This is a genomic window from Mesorhizobium sp. M8A.F.Ca.ET.057.01.1.1 (assembly GCF_003952565.1).
Taxonomy (GTDB): Bacteria; Pseudomonadota; Alphaproteobacteria; order Rhizobiales; family Rhizobiaceae; genus Mesorhizobium.
Map to the genome: position 1 here is coordinate 4,435,352 of NZ_CP034454.1, position 17,428 is coordinate 4,452,779.

The window sequence follows — 17,428 nt, forward strand, 5'->3', positions numbered from 1 at the left end:
ATCAATCTGGGCAGTGGGTATGACAAGCGTCGATTGGATGCGCCCTTGTCAAATGCACTTCAAATTCACGCTAACCTGAGATCAGGCCTCCAGTCCCGGCTATGGCTTGGATTCCTGGCCAGCACGCTATCAGCGGCAGTCGGTCGAAACGGCTATTACATCGCATCCGCCTGGACTGTTGTCACAGCAGGCTACGGAGGCCCCGGCGTGCCGGCACTGCTTGCGACCGTCAGCGTTGTCGAACTCGTCGCAAGCCCTCTGGCCGGCCTGGCAGCGGACCGGTTTGACCGACGGCGATTGAACATCGCGACCGACCTCGGTCGCTTTGCCATCTTGCTCACTACGGCTTGTTCGGTGCTGTATCTGGAACCCTTTTTGACACTCTGCGTGTCAGCGGCGCTCTTTTCGATTTGCTATCGTGTCGCGCTGACCGCCTCGCAAGCGATGATCCCGCTCATGACGAGAGGCGCCGAACTTGCGACTACGAATTCCACCGTGTTTTTCACCATGCAGTTTGGCAGCCTCGGCGCGGCGTTGCTAGCCGGGTCGTTGCTAGGTGGGCGCTCCCCTGCCCTGACGTTCTTGGTGCTCGCCCTGTTGTTCCTCGTTTCAGCCGGTTCACTCTGCTGGATGCGGCCAGGCCTCCCCCGCAAGGTGTCAGAACGGCCACAGGCCTGGCACCGAACATGGACAGGCATCTCCTTCGTCTGTTTGCCGCCTATGCCCTTCTCTATGGAGGCGCGGTGCTGGTCACGGTGATCGGATCAAGCTTCGTCTTCGAAGAGCAGCAAGGCACCGCCGCCGATTTCGGCTACCTTGAGGCCGCGTGGTCGGCTGGTTCGGTTATTGGGGCGGCTGCTCTCGTCAGGCTGACACGAGCGATTAGTGGTCCTATACTGCACCTCATGCTGTTGGCCTCAACCGCGCTCGCGTGGATGTCGTTGATCACTTTACGGGCGCCCTGGACATTGATCGTCTTCGCCACTCTCGGGTTTCTCTACAATCTGGGCCGGGTGAGTATCGAGGTCACACTGCAGTCGCGTATGCATGGCAATGTATTGGGCAGGGCCAAGGGCGTCATGCACAGTCTCGCTGTCGCGCTCGGACTGGTGATTTTCAGCATCGCTGGCGTTATAGGCGAGAGTGTATTTCCTTCGACGATCTTCTTCGGATTCGGAGTGGTGCTCCTTATCAGCATTCCTGCATTGAGCATCGGCATCGCGCAGCGAAAGGATGAACCGTGAGGTGGACGAGCTAGCGACCGACACAGGCGCCAAGCACGCGGTGCTGGACTCTCTGGCGACGCTCTATCCTTGGACGCGCTCCTATCATTGCCGCCCGCTTCGCGATTATGCGTCCCGCTTGTTCGACGCGCCTGCCCAGAAACCGGAACCCGAAATTCGCAGCCGCGCGTTTGCCAGGCTGCTCGACACGATCAGGAACGCGGGAACGCGAAACGGATTGCCGATCAACGCCGTCTCCCAAATATGCAAAGATCTAGAACAACGCCGCGTGTTGCAGACCGGCCCGCATTTGTTTCTCCTCATGGAGCCAGAGGCTTATTACACACACATTTTCAGCCTGCTTGGCCTCTCGGCGCATGGCTGCTCGACCTACGTTTCCTATGCCGTTTCAACGGTGAGTCTCGTTGAAAAGCCCCGCAAGGGGCCAGGCTGGATCATGCTTGACGGGAAGCCGGTGAACGTGTTCGGTCTCAGCCGAAGCCAGATGATCGGCTACAGCCTTCTGACCGGGCCTGGATCATACCGGTTCGAGCTGGTGCCAACGGAGCCAAATGCCGAGGGAGACGCCCTCGCCCTGCTTCGCAGCCTTCTGCCGAAGACGCAGTTCGAGCGGCCTGCGCATGCCATCAAGGCAGCAAATCGTATCCTCTGGCCAAATCTGTTCGGAGAGAGCTTTGCCTTCCTGCAAATCGACGATGAGGATGTTGCCGACCTGGTGGCGGACCACCTATCAGACCAGGATTCCTGGCTGCGTACAAGGTTGCTGGAAAGCCCAAAGCTGGCATTGAATATCCTTGACGAGATCGACAGGCTGGGGGCTGGCCCCTGGGGTGGCTGGTTCGCACGCGGTACGGATTTCTTTTGGTACTATGAAAACGGAAAGCGCCTGCCGCTGCGCATGGTGGGTGGAGAACTCGTCAATCTGGCGACCAGAACGAAGGTAGCTCGCTTCGCGGCTCCCGATATCATTGAGCGGCTAGCGAACCGCAGCCTTGTTCCGAATCTGCTCCTCATGTTTCTGGTCCTGTCGATCCTGCCCGGCGTGCGCGCGCTTGGAGGCAGCCACCAGCCAGTCTACTATCCCCTGATGCGCTACGTCATTTGTCGGGCTCTAGAGACCGCAGACATGGATGCGGACCTTCGACGCGCTATCGCGAGCGATGATGTGCCAGGAGCTTGGGGGCATCGCGTCATTGAATGCGATGAGAATCCATTCGAGTCGATCCGAAAGGGCAGCATAGGCGAAACCAGCGAGGTCATCGACCGCTTCGGCGATATGCCTTTCGCTGATGCCTGTGGAGGTCTGAGCAGTTTCGTTTCTGATCCCTCGTGGACTGAACTTGGCTCACTGCTGCGGGAGCGAGCGATTGCCCCAAGCAATCCAGAATGGGCCTTTTCCTAAGACCGGGCAACTGCCCGGAGCTAAATGTCAGCCGAATCCTCGGCAAGGGTCCCGACCGCCGGGCTATACTTGGCATAATCTTGCCTTTCGCAAGTGCCGGAGTGATATCGAACCTCGAATTGCCGTTAGCCTCATAGCAGCAACTAATACGTGTTTGTGGCAAAAACATCACACACTTTTAGGACGGTCCCGGCTATTACTATACGTGAGGGATTGTCTTGGGTGGGGAGAAAATCGTGAATAGATTCTTAGCAGTTGTCGCCTTTGCAGCCTTGTCGGCAAGCACAGCCTCAGCAGCCGACATGGTGGCGCCGATCGCTGGGTCGGCCTACGACTGGAGTGGTTTCTATGTCGGCGGCCACCTCGGCGTTGCCAATGGTGACATCACGGCGACGGACGTAACAGAGCCGAACGGTGGGTTTTTCACGGACGCGGTTCCGGCCGGCACGGAAGGCTTTGACTTCAACAAAGCCGGCGTCGCCGGAGGTATTCATGCAGGCGCGCAGTGGCAGTGGGGGCAATTCGTGCTGGGAGGCGAGGCGACCTGGACTGCAACGGGCACCCGCAAAACCATCACCAGTCCCTATTTCCCGGACAGTGACACCGAGACCGCCAAAATCTCGAATTACGCAACGGTCGTTGGCCGCGTCGGCTATGCCTTCGATCGCGTGCTCATTTACGCGAAGGCGGGTTATGCCGGCGGCAAGGTCGATTTCCGAGCCCGAGACAACGACGCTCTCGTGACCTACGAGAAAAATGAGTGGCAGAATGGCTATGCGCTTGGCGCCGGCATCGACTACGCCGTTACGAACAACCTCTCGCTCGGCGTCGACTACACCCACATTGACCTCGGTCATAAGACGAGCACGGGCAACAACGTGTTCGATGACGGCAGCCTCGGTGCTAATCCTGAGACCTATCGCACAGTGGCAAAGGTTGATGCCGTGATGGCTAGGCTGACCTACAAGTTCGGGATGGGTCAGTAGTTTTTAGCCACAAAGTCATCGAGAAGAAAGCCCGCCCGATTGAGCTGACCCCGTAAAGTTGGACGGTTCATTGAGCTGGTAGATTTAAGGGCTGGGTCCTGTATTGCGCAGGGGCCAGCCCTTTGAGTTGTGCTCCTCCTGCAATGACCTGCTTGGGCACCAGCTATCCTTCATTTCCCGGAATCGGAGTTCCATATGTCACGGTAGAGCTTCCAGCCGCCGTCCTGTCCTTTCTTCCAGACCACCACGTACTTCCCGGCTTGATCCACCAACTTAGAATCCTTACCCGGTGCCTTGAGGAAGAAAGTCCCGGGCTCATATGCAAAATCGCCGCTTTCCTGGACCTCACGCGTGGTGAGCTTGAGCTCCGATATGCCCATGTCGACCGCGCCCTGCCATAGTTTCTGGATATTCTGGCGGCCGTCGACTCGCGCCATATCTGGCGGGAATGCGGCCGCATCCTCCGCGTACTTCGACGCGACCCCGGCCGCATTCTTACTGTTATATGCCTTCACGAACTCTGCATTAGCGGCTTCGATGGCCTCTTTCTTTAGCAGAGGCAGCGTCGGCCCGAATTGCGCGTAGTACGTGTCGATGATCGACGGGTCTTGTTGTACATCCTCAAGCGAGTGAGGAACGAAGACACCATAGTCGGGATCGAGAATGCTGCCATTTGACTCAACGACTGTGTGCTCGGGCGCACTGTAGATCGTCGCTTCGATGCCCTGATCGGCGAGGACAGAGTAGACGACCTATAGTCGGCGTCGAGCACGTCGCCGCGTTCGACGATCCAGTTCGTCGGCTCACCCGCCAATTGGCGCAACTTGCCGGTTGTGCTCACCGAGAGCGGGTCAAAGTCGAAGGACTGTATCCCATCCGCTTTTGCATCGAAGGCGGCAAGCGAGTGCAGTCCGCTGCCGCTGCCGATATCGAGGAGTGGAACCCTTCGAGGGTCTGCTTGCCGAGGAAGGACAAGAGCTTCTCCGCCGCCATGCGGCGGCGTTCCGCCGAGTAGTGCTTGTCGATGAACGACGCCCAATTGGCTCCGAACTCATATCGGTTCGACGATGGATTTCCTGCAAACGTCATTCTTTGGCTCGGTGCCGGGCTTCGATGATTTCCATCATATGAGCGGTAACTTTCCGAATATCATAGCGCTCTTCCGCGATCGAAGTCGGGCACTTCCAGACCTTGGCGCACCTTGGGTATCAGGGCCTGCTCAGCTCGTGGGGGCCATCTAGTAAAAGCGTTGCCCTCCGCAAGAACTAGCGTCCGCCCTCTCCGTGCTATAAATTGACTATTGACGCCGTCGACGCCCTAAGGCCGACCGCCATTTCAGCATGCCCAAGGACGTATGTGCCGCACATAGGCTCAAGCCACCCGCCCGGACATCCGTGGTGGATTGACCTGCGAGGAGGGATCAGCATGTCAGAACGTCTCAACATAGGCCCCCTGCAACTTGGCGAAACGGCCCCCAATGTCGTGCTCGACGCGATTACCCGCGAGGGCAAGATCGCCATCGACGATTTCCGAGGCGAGAAACCAGTGCTGGTTGGGCTGTATCGAGGTCTCCATTGTCCTTTTTGCAGGCGCCAAATCGCCATGCTTTCGCAACTCGCCCCAGCCCTCAACGAGAAGGGCATCGAAAGCCTGACAGTGGTCAACACGCCCATCGAGCGGGCGCGCCTCTATCTGCGGTACCACCCGATGCTCGGCCTCGCGGCATCGGATCCTGAGCGGACTTCACACCGCGCCTTTGGATTGCCGAATATGCAGATCACCGAAGAAGAGAGCGCATGGCCGCAAAAGGTTTCAATGAGCGATGTGAAGTCGATGCGGGTCGATTTGCCGGGCGCAATGCCGGAACCGATGGACCCGTTTGCGGCGCTCGAATATCTGAACAAGAAGGACAGCTACGATATCACGGAAGCGGATCAACATATGATGGCCACCGGCGTCGGGCAGCTCGTCGGCCAGTTCTTGCTGGACCGCGATGGCGTCGTTCGCTGGACTTCCAACGAGGTACTCGATGGCGGCCTATTCGGCGCCCCGAACACTCAGGAGCTGATGTCGGCAGCGTCACGAATCGGAAGGTAAGGCGCAGCTTCGGTAGTGGGCTAGGCGCAGGATTACGCGAAGTTGCCGGCCGTCGCCTGATCGAGGAAGAAGCGGACGGCCAAAACCTGACGTGGCTTCAAAGCTCGTTTGGCAGGCGCCGCCGGTACTTCAATGGGTTCTTGCTTGCGGCGCCCTTGAAGGGTCTGCTTTGGGCAGCGCTAACGCACCAGCGAACGGCCGAAATTGGGCGCATTGCTGCACGGCCGGTTAGGGGCCGCAAGCAGACAGTCTGTTCTCAGCATATGCAATCAAGAAGCGGCCATTGCGTCGCGAAACGCGGATGAGCTTCTCGATTTTCCAGCGCGTCCGGGCTTCACAATGCAATTTAATACCGGCCCATGACGCCTTTCCTTTGCCTAATACCGTGCTCTTGTGCAGAAATCGAAAATCTCGGATCATCTTCAGCGCATTGAAAGACACCGAAACCCAAGGCCTTGCAGTTCACCTGATCCTTGGCGATGGCGACTCTAAGAGGCGCAGCTGTGGCTCTGGCCAGTCGCTCCGTCAATCGCTGCGCGGCTCCTGGTCTGATGATTTATTGCTGTCTCGTCACAAGTTGACGAACAAAGGCCAACGCTTGGCGTTTGCAACCGCTGCTCACCATCCATCCAAGGACTTCCAGCCGATTTTCGAGAGCGGCGTTCTGTGGAAACACCTTGATTTCGATCAACGCCGACGTCTTCGTGGTCTCGACGACAAATGATTTTGCTCCCGCAGGAATGGGGTTCGGAAGCGAGTAAGTGGGCTTGCCGGCGCTCCAGACGAGGCCGTTCAACGACGGCCCACCACGGAATTGGACCGAGAACACCGCGCTCTCACCGATCCCGCGGCGGGCGAGAATCACCTCGCCATTGCGTATGCAGCCGGGAGCGGATTCTTCGATGGAAATCGCCCAGGGATCGTCAAGTCCACTCGGTGTGGACTGGTCGGCGGTGGTGCGTGCGCTCCCGATGGACTCGGTCCTCCGGCGCTCGTTCGTCAGAAGGCTAGCTATTAGGGCCAGGCTCGAAGGTCCTGCCTGACCGTCGCTGGCCCTCTGCGGACTGTCGGATGTCAGGGCATCCTCGGTGACCACCAAAGCTGCGGGACCTGAAATGGGATTCACGCTGCCGTCCTCACCGAGCAAGGTGACGACCGCACCAGCTGGCACGTTGATGACGTCACTTGGCACAAAGATCTTGCCTGGCGGCAGTTCGTCCACCAGCGGCTCAGTTGACAGGATCACATACTGGCTGCCGGCCACCGCGCCTTGCGCCGTGATAAGAACGGCCGCGGCAAGGGCCAGACAGGCGATTTGGGCGATCGGACGCATGAGGCTCATGTCATGATGGCCCTATTTGTCGGCAAGATGAATGTCTGCCCGGAAGTGTCCGCTTGCAAGGCGGCCATGGTGAAAAGCGATCAGGGCGTCTTGCGGATAGTTTGTGACCAACAGCTCGAATGCCGCTGTCGCGAGCTTATCGTCGATGGCAAGCAAGGCGTACGCCTTTCCATACTCCTCGCAAAGTATAATATTTTCCGACGTACGGCTCATTGCCTCGAAAGCCTCGATGCCTTGGCTTTTGCCCTTGAGGTGCAAAACTCCTACAGGGCGCAGTAAGAACCGCGCTGTTTGTTTCGCGACTTCGGCGCTTATGCAATTTTTCGTGCCGATGTACTTGTTTGCGCCCTCCAGTCTGGCGGCAGTGTTTACCGTGTCTCCTATAGCTGTGTAGTTGAAGAACCGATTTCCCCCGAAGTTGCCGACGATTGCCGGACCGCCATGAACACCGATGCGGGTCGCGCCGAATGAATGGCCTCGTCTCGCCAATCTTTCTCGCAACCGCTGCTCCAGGTCCTGTACAGCCAGCGCCAGGGATACCGCCCGCTCTGACTGATCATTTTGCGCTACCGGGGCCCCGAAGAAGCCGACCACTGCATCGCCGATGACCTTGTCGATGGTTGCACCATGCTCAATGAACAACTCGCAGAGCCCGTGCAGATATTCGTTCAATACCTCGGCGATGACCTCTGGCGCGAGCTTCTCGCTGAGAGACGTAAATCCCTCGACATCCGTGAATACACAGGTGACCTCTCGCCTCTCGCCGCCGAGATGGAGAGCGTTAGGTTCCTTCACGATCGCTGCAACGACGGCCGGACTGACGTATTTCGAGAAGGCGTTCTGCAGGAAGTGGCGAGCGTTCGCGTCCCGTCTCCAAGCCAGGAAGCCAACGAATGCTGACAGACCGAGCACCAGCAAGGCAGGGGCGATCATCGGCACCAGTATTGCGAACCTCGCGAAGGCCCACGCCTCACCTATCCACACCAGCAGCACTGCACCGGCGACCGCGAAAGGTTTGAAGACCACCGGGATCGGCCGCGAAACGATCCACAAGCAGAACAGCCCGACAACAAGCATCGGCGCGTAACCCACCGCGGGCCAAGGAACCGTTATTCTGTTCCCGGACAAGAGTCGGGCTAACGAGTGGGCGTGGATTGCGACGCCAGGGAGAACACCGGTTTCCGCGCCGCTCAACAATGCGAACGGTGTCGGATGACGGTCTATTTGCTGTAGGTCCACGCCGATAAGAACATATTTCCCTTCGAACCAACTGAGCGGTGCCAGCGGAACGGCCTGTGCCGGATAGGTTGAAAAATTGAAGGGCAGGCTGTTGACCGTTCGGTAATAGACCATTTCCTCGGCCTTGTGGCCGCTACTAACGCCGGTTGCTGCTGCTATTGCCGCAGCGAAGCTTGGCGCCCATCCCCCTCAACCTCTCGACCGGGAAAAACTCCTCGGACCACGCCGTCGAGATTGTCATGTGACAATGCCGCAAGGCCCCGCTTTGCCGACGGAGCGAACGCGTTGAGATAGTCGGACTGCCTCTGGGTGAGGCCATCAGCGCGCGACGCCGAGGCGATCACCACGGGCACACTGGCGGCTTCGATAACAGTTTCGAGCCGGGCGTCCTTTTGCGGCTCTGTTGCCTGGTCGAACAAAAGGTCGATACCGATAACAAGAGGGTGGGCCGACTCGATCCGGGTCACGATGTCTGCCAAGAAGCCACGGTCCGGGGGTGAGCGGTATCGAAAATTCGCCAGGGTCTGTTCCGTTATCGAGACCACAACAATGTTGCGTGGAGCATGGGTGAACGGCGAGATCGAGACCATCATCATGTCGCGCAGGATATTCTCCAGCGGCGGTGACACGAGAGCAGTCGAGACCCCCAGCAGAACCAAATAGGCGAGCGATGCGGCGATGCCACGTCGCTGCACACTGACGATCCGGCCAACTGTTCGCACGCCGAATTGCACCCCAAGCCACTGGAAGCTCTACTCGCTGCCAGCATATCCGTTCAGGTGCATCAAGCAAATTGCGCCCCTTGCATGCCGACCCATGACCCAGCACCGAATCGGTGTCTTGCCAACAATCATCTCGGAGCCGCAGGCGACGCAGCCTTGGGCTAAAGCTCTTTTCGGTTGTATTAGCCTCTGCTACAGTTCCTTTCGGGGAGCCGTTTCTGCCATGCGCAGCGCTTTCATTCTTTTAGTTTTATTGTTCGTTGCCATTTCGGGACAGGCAACCGCCGAGAAACGCGTAGCGTTGGTAATTGGCAATTCGGCCTACCAGCATACCGTCCAACTCGCCAATCCGAAGAACGATTCTTCCGACATGAATGCCAAGCTTCAAAGCCTTGGCTTCGAGGTTGTCAGCGGCCAGGACCTCGACCTCGCGGGAATGCGTCGCACGGTGCGCGAGTTCTTGGAAAAGCTCGACGGCGCCGATATGGCGCTGTTCTTCTATGCCGGGCACGGCCTGCAGGTGAATGGCAACAATTACATGGTGCCGGTCGATGCCGAATTGTCCGGCTACAATGACCTCGACTTCGAGGCCCTTCCGATGGACCTTGTACTTTCAGCGATGGAGCGCACCGCCAAGGTCAACCTCATATTCCTCGATGCCTGCCGGGACAATCCTTTCGCGGAGAAGCTTTCCCGCTCGATGGGAACGCGCTCCGGTTCCGTGAGTCGAGGTCTGGCTAGGCTTGGCAGCGGAGTCGGCACGCTCATAGCATTCGCAACGCAGCCAGGTAATGTCGCCATGGACGGAGCAGGGCGGAATTCTCCATTCACGGCTGCACTCGTCGCTCACCTCGGGACGACGGGGCAGGATATCACGCGTGAACTTATCGATGTGCGTCGCGATGTGCTGGCTGCGACGGAGGGCAAGCAAGTGCCGTGGGAGAACTCTTCTCTCACGGGCGAGGTTGTGTTGAAGCCTCTCGCCACGGAACCGAAGGCGGTATCTGCACCCACTTCACAGTCTGCGCCGCCGGACAATGCCGTCGAGCTTGCTTATTGGGCGACGATCAAGGACTCGACCGACAAAGGCTTCTTCGAAGCATATCTGCAGCAATTTCCGGACGGCGTTTTTGCCGCCCTTGCGAGGTTGAAGATCGACGCAATCGTCAAGCGCACCGAAACGGAACGGCAGGTGGCGAAGCTGCCGGAGGCGGAGCGCGCCACCCAGGCGACCGGCGATGCCAAGGCAACGGAAGTCGCAAGCCTTAAACGCCCCGATCCCTCGGCGCAGTCATCGGCACCTACCCCGGACCCCAGCGAACTTCCGCGCTTCATTCAAACGGAACTCTCTCGCATAGGATGTCTTGAAGGCCAGGCTGACGGAAAATGGGGAGCCGGCAGCCGCAAAGCGCTTCAGGACTATGCTGATCGGCAAGGTGTCAAGCTTGCATCGTTGGAACCGACAGCGGGGCTTCTGGAAAGACTTAGGGCGGTCGGGGCTCGTATCTGCCCGCTTGCTTGTAAGGACGGAATGAGGGTGCAGGGCGATCGTTGTGTGCCTCAGACCAGCGGACTAAGCGCCTTTGATGGCACATGGAAATTAGTCAGACGGGCTCTAACGGACTGCGGAGATTGGCGAGAACTCTCATCATTGGTCGTCATAAGTGACGGCAAAGTATCGTCTGACTCCGGGTTGACAGGAAGCATTTCTGGGAGCGGCGCCGTCAATATGAAACTGACCTTTGTTCATAAAGGAAGAACAGGCGGAAACACCCTGACTGGCATCATAAAAGGTGACACTGGAACCGGCAAATTTATCGGGACCGGAGTTGGCAGCGGTTGTTCAGGAAAAATTATCATGGAGAGAATGTAGAACTGCCGAGGCGTCGGTCATCCGCACCTATGAAAGCCCGATGCTATAGGCCAGCAGCTGAAGAGCTACACATTCGCCACAGCGGCCCCCACGCCACGCGGCGATGAAATCACGTGGGGTTGTGCCGAAAGTGACAGTGGTACGGGCTCGCCAGAAGGTGCCGCTCCGCGCCGATCTCAACTGGGATATGGATGCATTGTCCGCTCCCGCGAAAAATCAGATACCTATCTCAGGACTCGGGACGTATACGAATCGCTCGGTTTTCGCGCATTTAGCGAGAGCCACCTTGGATTCGCAGTTTCGAATTCTTCAGGGTCTTTGTAAGTGCATGGTATACCGGTTTCGGCGTCCAGTCGTAGTTGAATATGCCTGGTCGAGCCATACTGTAGGGTTCAATGCCCAGCGAGCCGGATTCCACGATGTTGCGGCCGTCGACGGCGGCAAAGAATGTAATCTCGCGCAGTCGCTTCAAATCGCATAGAAACTGGAATGCCCGAGTGTACCGATCCGCAACGATGCGGTCGTTTTCCTTAACGCTCTTTGGCCAGAACCCGTCACTCTTCGGCTCGCCGCGCATGCCGTAGATTTGTGTCAGCTCCGTTATATGAATGTCGTATTCGAGTTGCTCGATGTGCTGGAAGAACTGCCTTCTCAACACAAGGTCGGGATGCATAAAGCCGCCGAGAGCAGCTCCGGTGATCGGCAGGTTGCGCTTGCGCAGTCGCTCCAGCAGCGCAATGTAATCCTTAGTCTTGCGCTTGAACCAATCCTGAGGACGAATTTCGGGACCATACTCCTGGTAGATCAGCAGGGCATCGGGTGCCGCCTCGTGCGCGGCATGAAACAGGATATCAACGTACTCCTCCCCTAGAGCGTTGCTGAAAGGGTCTTGCCGCAGGCCACCCTCATGATCGGCCAGGATTTCATCGATTACCTGGATGATCGCGTTGCGGCCTTTCAGTGGTCGGCAGGCCTGCTGTGCTCGCCTAACCAGTGTCTGCTCCAGTTCCGTCCGGTTTTTAGGGCTACCGTCAGCGCGTAGATGCGCGTTCCACGGTAATGCCTCCTTCGAATAGATCTGCCGTGCCCGTGAACGCAAGCCGAGGTCGTGGCATCGGTCTAGAAATGTCGTCAAGCCGTTGAATCCGGGATCGTCGACGTTGAAGCCTGGGTTGGCGTCCCATTCCATTTCCTCAAGCAGATTCGCCGAAAGCGTGAAATGCTGGCCGATTGTGTTGCCGAACTCATTGTCCTGGATCTGCGATAGCGAGGTAAAGGCCCCGATCTCTACGCCACGAGCCTGAGCAGCTTGCCTGAGCGTTGAAAACTCTGCGGCACTCCCGGACTGCGGCCAACTTCCTGTCAGAACAACAGACACTGCACCAAGCAATACGCTACGGCGATCGAACTCGGCCATTTTTGGCCCTCCGACAAAGAGGCTGGAGTTCAAAAGATTGCCTCGTTTCCAGCAACGCGCTCAGGGCTTCTTGAATATTAGCAGCTTCTTCAGTGACGAACCAGTTCGCAGGTCATTATTCCAGGCCTGCACGTCGTAGGCCTTCGATATATCTGGCACGGTCCTCTGACCGTATCAGTGGGTGGTATTTTTCGACCCAGTCGATGCTGAGATTCGGCTGTAGCCGTTTGCATTCGACGAGTCCTTGGCGTGCGATTTCCGGATCACCGGCCAGTCCTGCGGCTGCTGTGAGTGTGCGCCAAGCGGTCCCAAAGTTTGGTCTCATCAGTACGGCGCGACGTTCAGCTCTTACCGCTTCGGCGTAGCGGCCGGCGACCAGATGGCAAAGACCTTCTACCGAAAGATTCGCTGCTTGGGTTTGATCAAGGGGACTCAGTCGTCGTGCGATTTCGAGCTGGCGGAGGCCATCTTCAGCAAGCCCCGCATAGCCGTAGGCTACCCCAAGATTATGTGGACGAATGCAAAGTTCGGGTTGCGCTGCAGTGCCTCGTTCAGTTCCTCCACAGCCGGCCCAAATCGTCTCGAAAACGCTGATATGTAACCTGCCGCGAAATGGGCCCATGGGTCGTCGGGATCGAGGTCTATCGCGCCCTGGGCAAGCGCGAGGGCACTTGATATGCCTGACTCAAACTCCAAATTGCCGGAAATTACACGGGTGGCGAAGGCCCACGCGAGCAGGCTGCGAGCGCGTGCATAGTGGGGATCGAGCTCAATCGCTCGCTTCAAGAGGCTGATACCAGTGTCCTCGTCTTGGATAACCCATGTCCAGATATAAGGCATCGCTCGGACAACGCAGCCCCACGCGTCGAGACTCTCTGGCGCCTTACTTTGAAGGCGAAGGCGTTCGGCTGCGTAAATCTGCGGCTCTATCGCGGCGACAACGCTGTGAGTGATCTCGTCCTGCACTTCGAAAATGTCAGAGGCGGGGCGGTCGTAGCGCTCTGCCCAGATGTGATTGCCGCTGGCCGCGTCAATAAGCTGGCCAGTTACTCGCAATCGCTCACCCGCCTTGCGAATGCTGCCTTCCAGTACATAGCGAACATTCAGCTCGCGCGCGACCTGACGGATATCTAGCGCCTTGCCTTTGTACGCGAAGGACGAATTGCGCGCGATAACGAAGAAGCCCCGCAGCTTGGATAAGGTGGTAATGATGTCCTCCGCGATCCCGTCGCCGAAGTATTCCTGTTCGGTATCGCCGCTCATGTTCTGGAACGGGAGGACGGCAATCGACGGCTTGTCGGGCAGCGCCAGTTTTCCGCCGGAAGGGTCGGGCACTGTCGACACGCTTGCGATGTGACGGTCTAAGTTCACGCGATAGACTCGCACCGCCCGTGCAATGTTTTTGAGTTCTTTGTCGCCGATATCCTCGAAATCAACCTTGAGCTTGTCCCGCACTTGTTCGTATGCCGCACCCGACAGGCAAATACCGTTAGGTTCGCCGATACCTTGCAGACGGGCAGCAATGTTGACACCGTCGCCCATCAGGTCGCCGTCGCCCTCCTCGACTACATCGCCAACATGGATTCCCATGCGAAACTCGATACGTCGCTCAGACGGCACCCCGGCGTTGCGTTCGAGCATGGCGTTCTGCACTTCGATAGCGCATCGGACGGCATCGACCACGCTACGGAACTCGACGAGGGCCCCGTCACCGGTGCGTTTCACCACGCGTCCGATGTGTACCGCGATGGTAGGATCAACCAGATCGCTGCGGAGCGCCCTGAGGCGCGCGAGAGTCCGATCTTCGTCCACGCCAGCCAGCCGGCTGTATCCGACGACATCGGCGGCCAGGATCGCCGCAAGCTTGCGGGTCTCGCTCATTTGCCCTCCTTCCCTATCCGACATAGCACAGACTCAGGAGGGCTGCTTCATTTAGATCGGCTCGACCTGGAGCCGCCTCGGGTCCGCGGTATCACAAAACCGGTGATGTGTGGGTGCTACCAGGAGGGCCCAGGCCGGGCTGCCGACCTCTAGCGAGGTCGCCCGTTATCGGCGCCGGCACTGCACGCTCGCATTGGAGGTAGGACTGGAATACGCTCACCGCCCGGAGCTTAGACCTACGGAACAGGCAGGACACCAGCTATGGAGCGACGCCTCACCGCAATCCTTGCTGCCGACGTCGTCGGCTACAGCCGCCTCATGGGAGCCGACGAGGTTGGCACGCTTGGGCACCTGAAGAGGCTTCGCGCCGAAGTGATCGAGCCCAAGATCACAGAGTTGCACGGACGTATCGTCGGTTCCGCTGGCGACAGCCTTCTTGTCGAATTCGCCAGCGCGGTCCACGCGGTGCGGTGTGCGGTCGAAGCCCAGGAGGGATTGGCCGCTCACAATGCAAGTTTGCCCGAAGATAGGCGCATGACTTTCCGCATGGGCGTGAATCTGGGCGACGTGATTGCACAGGACGATACGATTTACGGTGATGGCGTGAACATCGCCGCGCGGCTCGAGAAGCTTGCAGACCCTGGCGGTGTCTGCGTCGCGAGCAGCGTTTACGAGCAGGTCAAAGGCAAACTGGACTATGCCTACACCGACCTCGGTAGCCATCAGGTCCACAACATTGTGGAGGCGGTGCGCGCCTATCGGGTCAGTCGAGCGAAACCCGCTTCGGTATTCTCCGCAAGGGATACGCTGACGCTTCCCGAAAAGCCGTCCATCGCGGTCTTGCCATTCGACAATATGAGTGGCGACCCCGAGCAGGGCTACTTCGCTGACGGCATGGTTGAGGAGATCATCACCGCGCTGTCCCGGACGCGCTGGCTGTTCGTCATCGCACGCAACTCCAGCTTTACCTACAAGGGCCGGGCAGTCGACATCAAGCAGGTCGGACGCGAGCTTGGTGTGCGCTACGTGCTCGAAGGGAGCGTGCGCAAGGCTGCGAGCAGGGTGCGCATCACCGGACAGCTTATCGACGCGACAACGGGAGCACATCTATGGGCCGACCGTTTCGACGGCGGTCTGGAGGACATTTTTGAGCTGCAGGAGGAGGTGACCCGAAACGTCGTCGGAGCGATCGCTCCAAAGCTGGAACAGGCAGAGATCGAGCGGGCCAAGCGCAAGCCGACCGAGCATCTTGACGCTTACGACTACTATCTGCGCGGGATAGCAAGCCTCCACCAGTTGAGCAGGGAATCCAACGCAGACGCCCTTAAGTTTTTTTATAAAGCCATCGAACTCGACCCTGAATTTGCCTCGGCATACGGCATGGCCGCCTGGTGTGCCGTCATGCGCAAGGCGAATGGCTGGATGACGGATCGCAAGCAAGAAACCGCCGAGACGGAACGCCTGGCTCGCAAGGCAGTGGATTTGGGCAGGGACGACGCGATTGCGCTTTCCCGCGGCGGAAACGCGCTCGCCTTCGTCGTGGGCGACAACAATAGCGGGGCAGCCTTCATTGATCGCGCGCTTGCGCTCAATCCGAACCTGGCTAGCGCGTGGCTGTTCAGCGGCTGGGTCAGAGCCGACCTCGGCGATACAGAAACCTCACTCCGGCACCTGGCGACCGCGATACGCATGAGCCCAGTCGACCCGCTCATGTTCGATATGCAGAATGCGGTTGCAGTGGCTCATCTCTTCGGTGGTCGATTTGAGGAAGCATCATCTTGGGCCGAAAGGTCGTTACGGGAAAAGCCGGACTATTTGGGGTCGTTGCGCTATGCGGCTGCAAGCTATGCTCACGCCGGCCGCACCGAGGATGCGCAAAAAGTGGTGAGCCGAATGCTCGACCTCGATCCCGGCCAAAGAATTTCCAATCTCGCCGATGTCATGCCAACTAGCCGTCCGGCCGATATGGCTCGGCTTGTAGAAGGTTTGCGAAAGGCGGGGCTGCCGGAATAGCGCTGCCGGGCTGGCGCATGACAGCGAGTTGGGAACGCAGCGGGATCGCGAAAGACAGCCCTGCGGGTTGCATTGGCCCGGTACAAATCGCCGCAGGACGCCGTGCAAAGCGATCCGCGTCATGTGAGGGGGTGAGAGGTCCTGATCTCAACTCGTCGCCTGGGCCGGCCATTGGGGCGCCACCTGGTCGATATCAAGCCAGTCGGCGATCCTTAGGACATAGGCAACGGCTGCTTCGCAAGGCAACGGCTGATCGTCCGTTTTCGTCGCTACCACGACCTCCTAGTCACTCGGCAATGTCCGCTTGAGGAAGCTGCGAAGCCGGCCTCTATGGCCGAGATGGGGCGCAAATTCGTCACGGCTCCACTCGTGAAGTGGAGCCGTGCCTAATCAAACCTCAGTTGCCTCGGAAAGTTCGAGAGCATCCTCTACATCGACACCCAGATAGCGGACCGTGTTCTCGATCTTGGTATGACCGAGCAAAATCTGGATGGCTCGCAGATTTCCCGTCGCTTTGTAGATGATCGAAGCCTTGGTGCGACGCAGGGAATGGGTCCGTATTCCTCTGGTCGAAGTCCGACCGCCTCGACCCATTCGTCGACGAGGCGGGCATACTGCCTTGTGCTCATGTGAACCGTTGGATCGATCCTACTCGGAAAGGCGTAATCAGCCACTGTGCCGCCGCGTCGTTCCAACCATGTGAGAAGGCTGGAGCGTGCGTCGCTCATCAACTCGAACTGAACAGGTCGGCCGGTCTTCTGTCGGATGACCACCGCGCGCGTTCGGATTTCAGGTCCTACAACAAGATGGCCGATTTTGATCTTGACGAGATCGCAGCCGCGCAACGTGCTGTCGATCGCCAAATCGAAGAGCGCTCTGTCTCGCAGACGCCTTTCCCGATCGAGAAAGAAGCGTGTTGCCCATATCTGTCGAGGTTTCAGAGGGCGTTTCGTTCCAACCTTCTTGCCTGCATTCCTGCGCGGCGATCGGAGGTGGCAAGGTCGTAGCACGAGTGTCCCATTTCGTTTCTCTTTCGGCCATGATTGGCTACCGGAGAAAACGCAGGTAGACCGTTGAGGAGCCGGAACCGGTCGGTCTATTTCCGGGTCCGAGAAGCAACAGCAGACCGAGACCTAATGTCTTGGTTGGCTCGACCTGACGTTCGCGGACCGAAAGTTGTGACCCGAGCGCGCGACGAGGCGGATCGATCGA

The 17,428-nt window shown here is 58.5% G+C and carries 13 protein-coding genes and 1 pseudogene; 7 read left to right on the forward strand and 7 right to left on the reverse strand.

Features of this window, described 5'->3' with window-relative positions; all coding sequences use genetic code 11:
- The first annotated feature begins 45 nt into the window (after positions 1-45).
- The 4 genes from EJ077_RS21260 to EJ077_RS21275 all read left to right on the forward strand — a co-directional run bounded on the left by EJ077_RS21260 (position 46) and on the right by EJ077_RS21275 (position 3,632).
- Positions 46-759, forward strand: coding sequence for an MFS transporter (locus EJ077_RS21260; RefSeq protein WP_210212127.1), 714 nt, complete (start codon positions 46-48; stop codon positions 757-759).
- The gene (locus EJ077_RS21265) at positions 687-1,244 is read left to right on the forward strand and encodes a hypothetical protein (RefSeq protein WP_208703195.1); all 558 of its coding nucleotides are present in this window, start codon (positions 687-689) and stop codon (positions 1,242-1,244) included. Before EJ077_RS21260 ends, EJ077_RS21265 begins: the two co-directional genes overlap by 73 nt.
- The gene (locus EJ077_RS21270) at positions 1,234-2,646 is read left to right on the forward strand and encodes a hypothetical protein (protein WP_208696000.1); all 1,413 of its coding nucleotides are present in this window, start codon (positions 1,234-1,236) and stop codon (positions 2,644-2,646) included. The genes EJ077_RS21265 and EJ077_RS21270 overlap by 11 nt, the downstream gene beginning before the upstream one ends.
- A gap of 236 nt (positions 2,647-2,882) precedes the next feature.
- On the forward strand, positions 2,883-3,632 hold the full coding sequence (locus tag EJ077_RS21275) for an outer membrane protein (RefSeq protein ID WP_245458493.1): 750 nt from the start codon (positions 2,883-2,885) through the stop codon (positions 3,630-3,632).
- A 170-nt stretch (positions 3,633-3,802) separates the two neighbouring features.
- Here EJ077_RS21275 and EJ077_RS21280 read toward each other — a convergent pair whose 3' ends face one another.
- Positions 3,803-4,147, reverse strand: coding sequence for a YybH family protein (locus EJ077_RS21280; RefSeq protein WP_208696004.1), 345 nt, complete (start codon positions 4,145-4,147; stop codon positions 3,803-3,805).
- A gap of 910 nt (positions 4,148-5,057) precedes the next feature.
- Here EJ077_RS21280 and EJ077_RS21285 point away from each other — a divergent pair.
- Positions 5,058-5,729, forward strand: a complete 672-nt coding sequence (locus EJ077_RS21285; RefSeq protein WP_208696006.1) for a peroxiredoxin-like family protein — start codon at positions 5,058-5,060, stop codon at positions 5,727-5,729.
- 556 nt (positions 5,730-6,285) lie between these two features.
- Here EJ077_RS21285 and EJ077_RS21290 read toward each other — a convergent pair.
- The 3 genes from EJ077_RS21290 to EJ077_RS32625 are packed head-to-tail and all read right to left on the reverse strand — an operon-like array spanning position 6,286 to position 9,005.
- Positions 6,286-7,071: a hypothetical protein gene (locus EJ077_RS21290; protein ID WP_208696007.1), complete on the reverse strand. Its 786-nt coding sequence runs from the start codon at positions 7,069-7,071 to the stop codon at positions 6,286-6,288.
- A gap of 12 nt (positions 7,072-7,083) precedes the next feature.
- Positions 7,084-8,469, reverse strand: coding sequence for an adenylate/guanylate cyclase domain-containing protein (locus EJ077_RS21295; protein WP_281040213.1), 1,386 nt, complete (start codon positions 8,467-8,469; stop codon positions 7,084-7,086).
- A complete protein-coding gene (locus EJ077_RS32625; RefSeq protein WP_208696009.1) occupies positions 8,466-9,005 on the reverse strand; it encodes a CHASE2 domain-containing protein in 540 nt (179 codons plus the stop codon). Before EJ077_RS32625 ends, EJ077_RS21295 begins: the two co-directional genes overlap by 4 nt.
- Positions 9,006-9,255: 250 nt before the next feature.
- Here EJ077_RS32625 and EJ077_RS21305 point away from each other — a divergent pair, with 250 nt between their 5' ends.
- Positions 9,256-10,905 (forward strand): caspase family protein, encoded by a 1,650-nt coding sequence (locus EJ077_RS21305; protein WP_208696010.1) that lies wholly within the window; start codon positions 9,256-9,258, stop codon positions 10,903-10,905.
- A 271-nt stretch (positions 10,906-11,176) separates the two neighbouring features.
- On the opposite strand, the gene EJ077_RS21310 is transcribed toward EJ077_RS21305, so the two are convergent.
- Positions 11,177-12,322, reverse strand: a complete 1,146-nt coding sequence (locus EJ077_RS21310) for an endo-1,4-beta-xylanase (RefSeq protein ID WP_208696012.1) — start codon at positions 12,320-12,322, stop codon at positions 11,177-11,179.
- 495 nt (positions 12,323-12,817) lie between these two features.
- Positions 12,818-14,203, reverse strand: coding sequence for an adenylate/guanylate cyclase domain-containing protein (locus EJ077_RS21315; protein WP_208696014.1), 1,386 nt, complete (start codon positions 14,201-14,203; stop codon positions 12,818-12,820).
- A gap of 261 nt (positions 14,204-14,464) precedes the next feature.
- On the opposite strand from EJ077_RS21315, the gene EJ077_RS21320 reads away from it, so the two are divergent.
- Positions 14,465-16,216 (forward strand): adenylate/guanylate cyclase domain-containing protein, encoded by a 1,752-nt coding sequence (locus tag EJ077_RS21320; protein ID WP_208696016.1) that lies wholly within the window; start codon positions 14,465-14,467, stop codon positions 16,214-16,216.
- A gap of 390 nt (positions 16,217-16,606) precedes the next feature.
- On the opposite strand, the pseudogene EJ077_RS32875 reads toward EJ077_RS21320, so the two are convergent.
- Positions 16,607-17,237, reverse strand: a pseudogene (locus tag EJ077_RS32875) (tyrosine-type recombinase/integrase).
- Between the last annotated feature and the right edge of the window lie 191 nt (positions 17,238-17,428).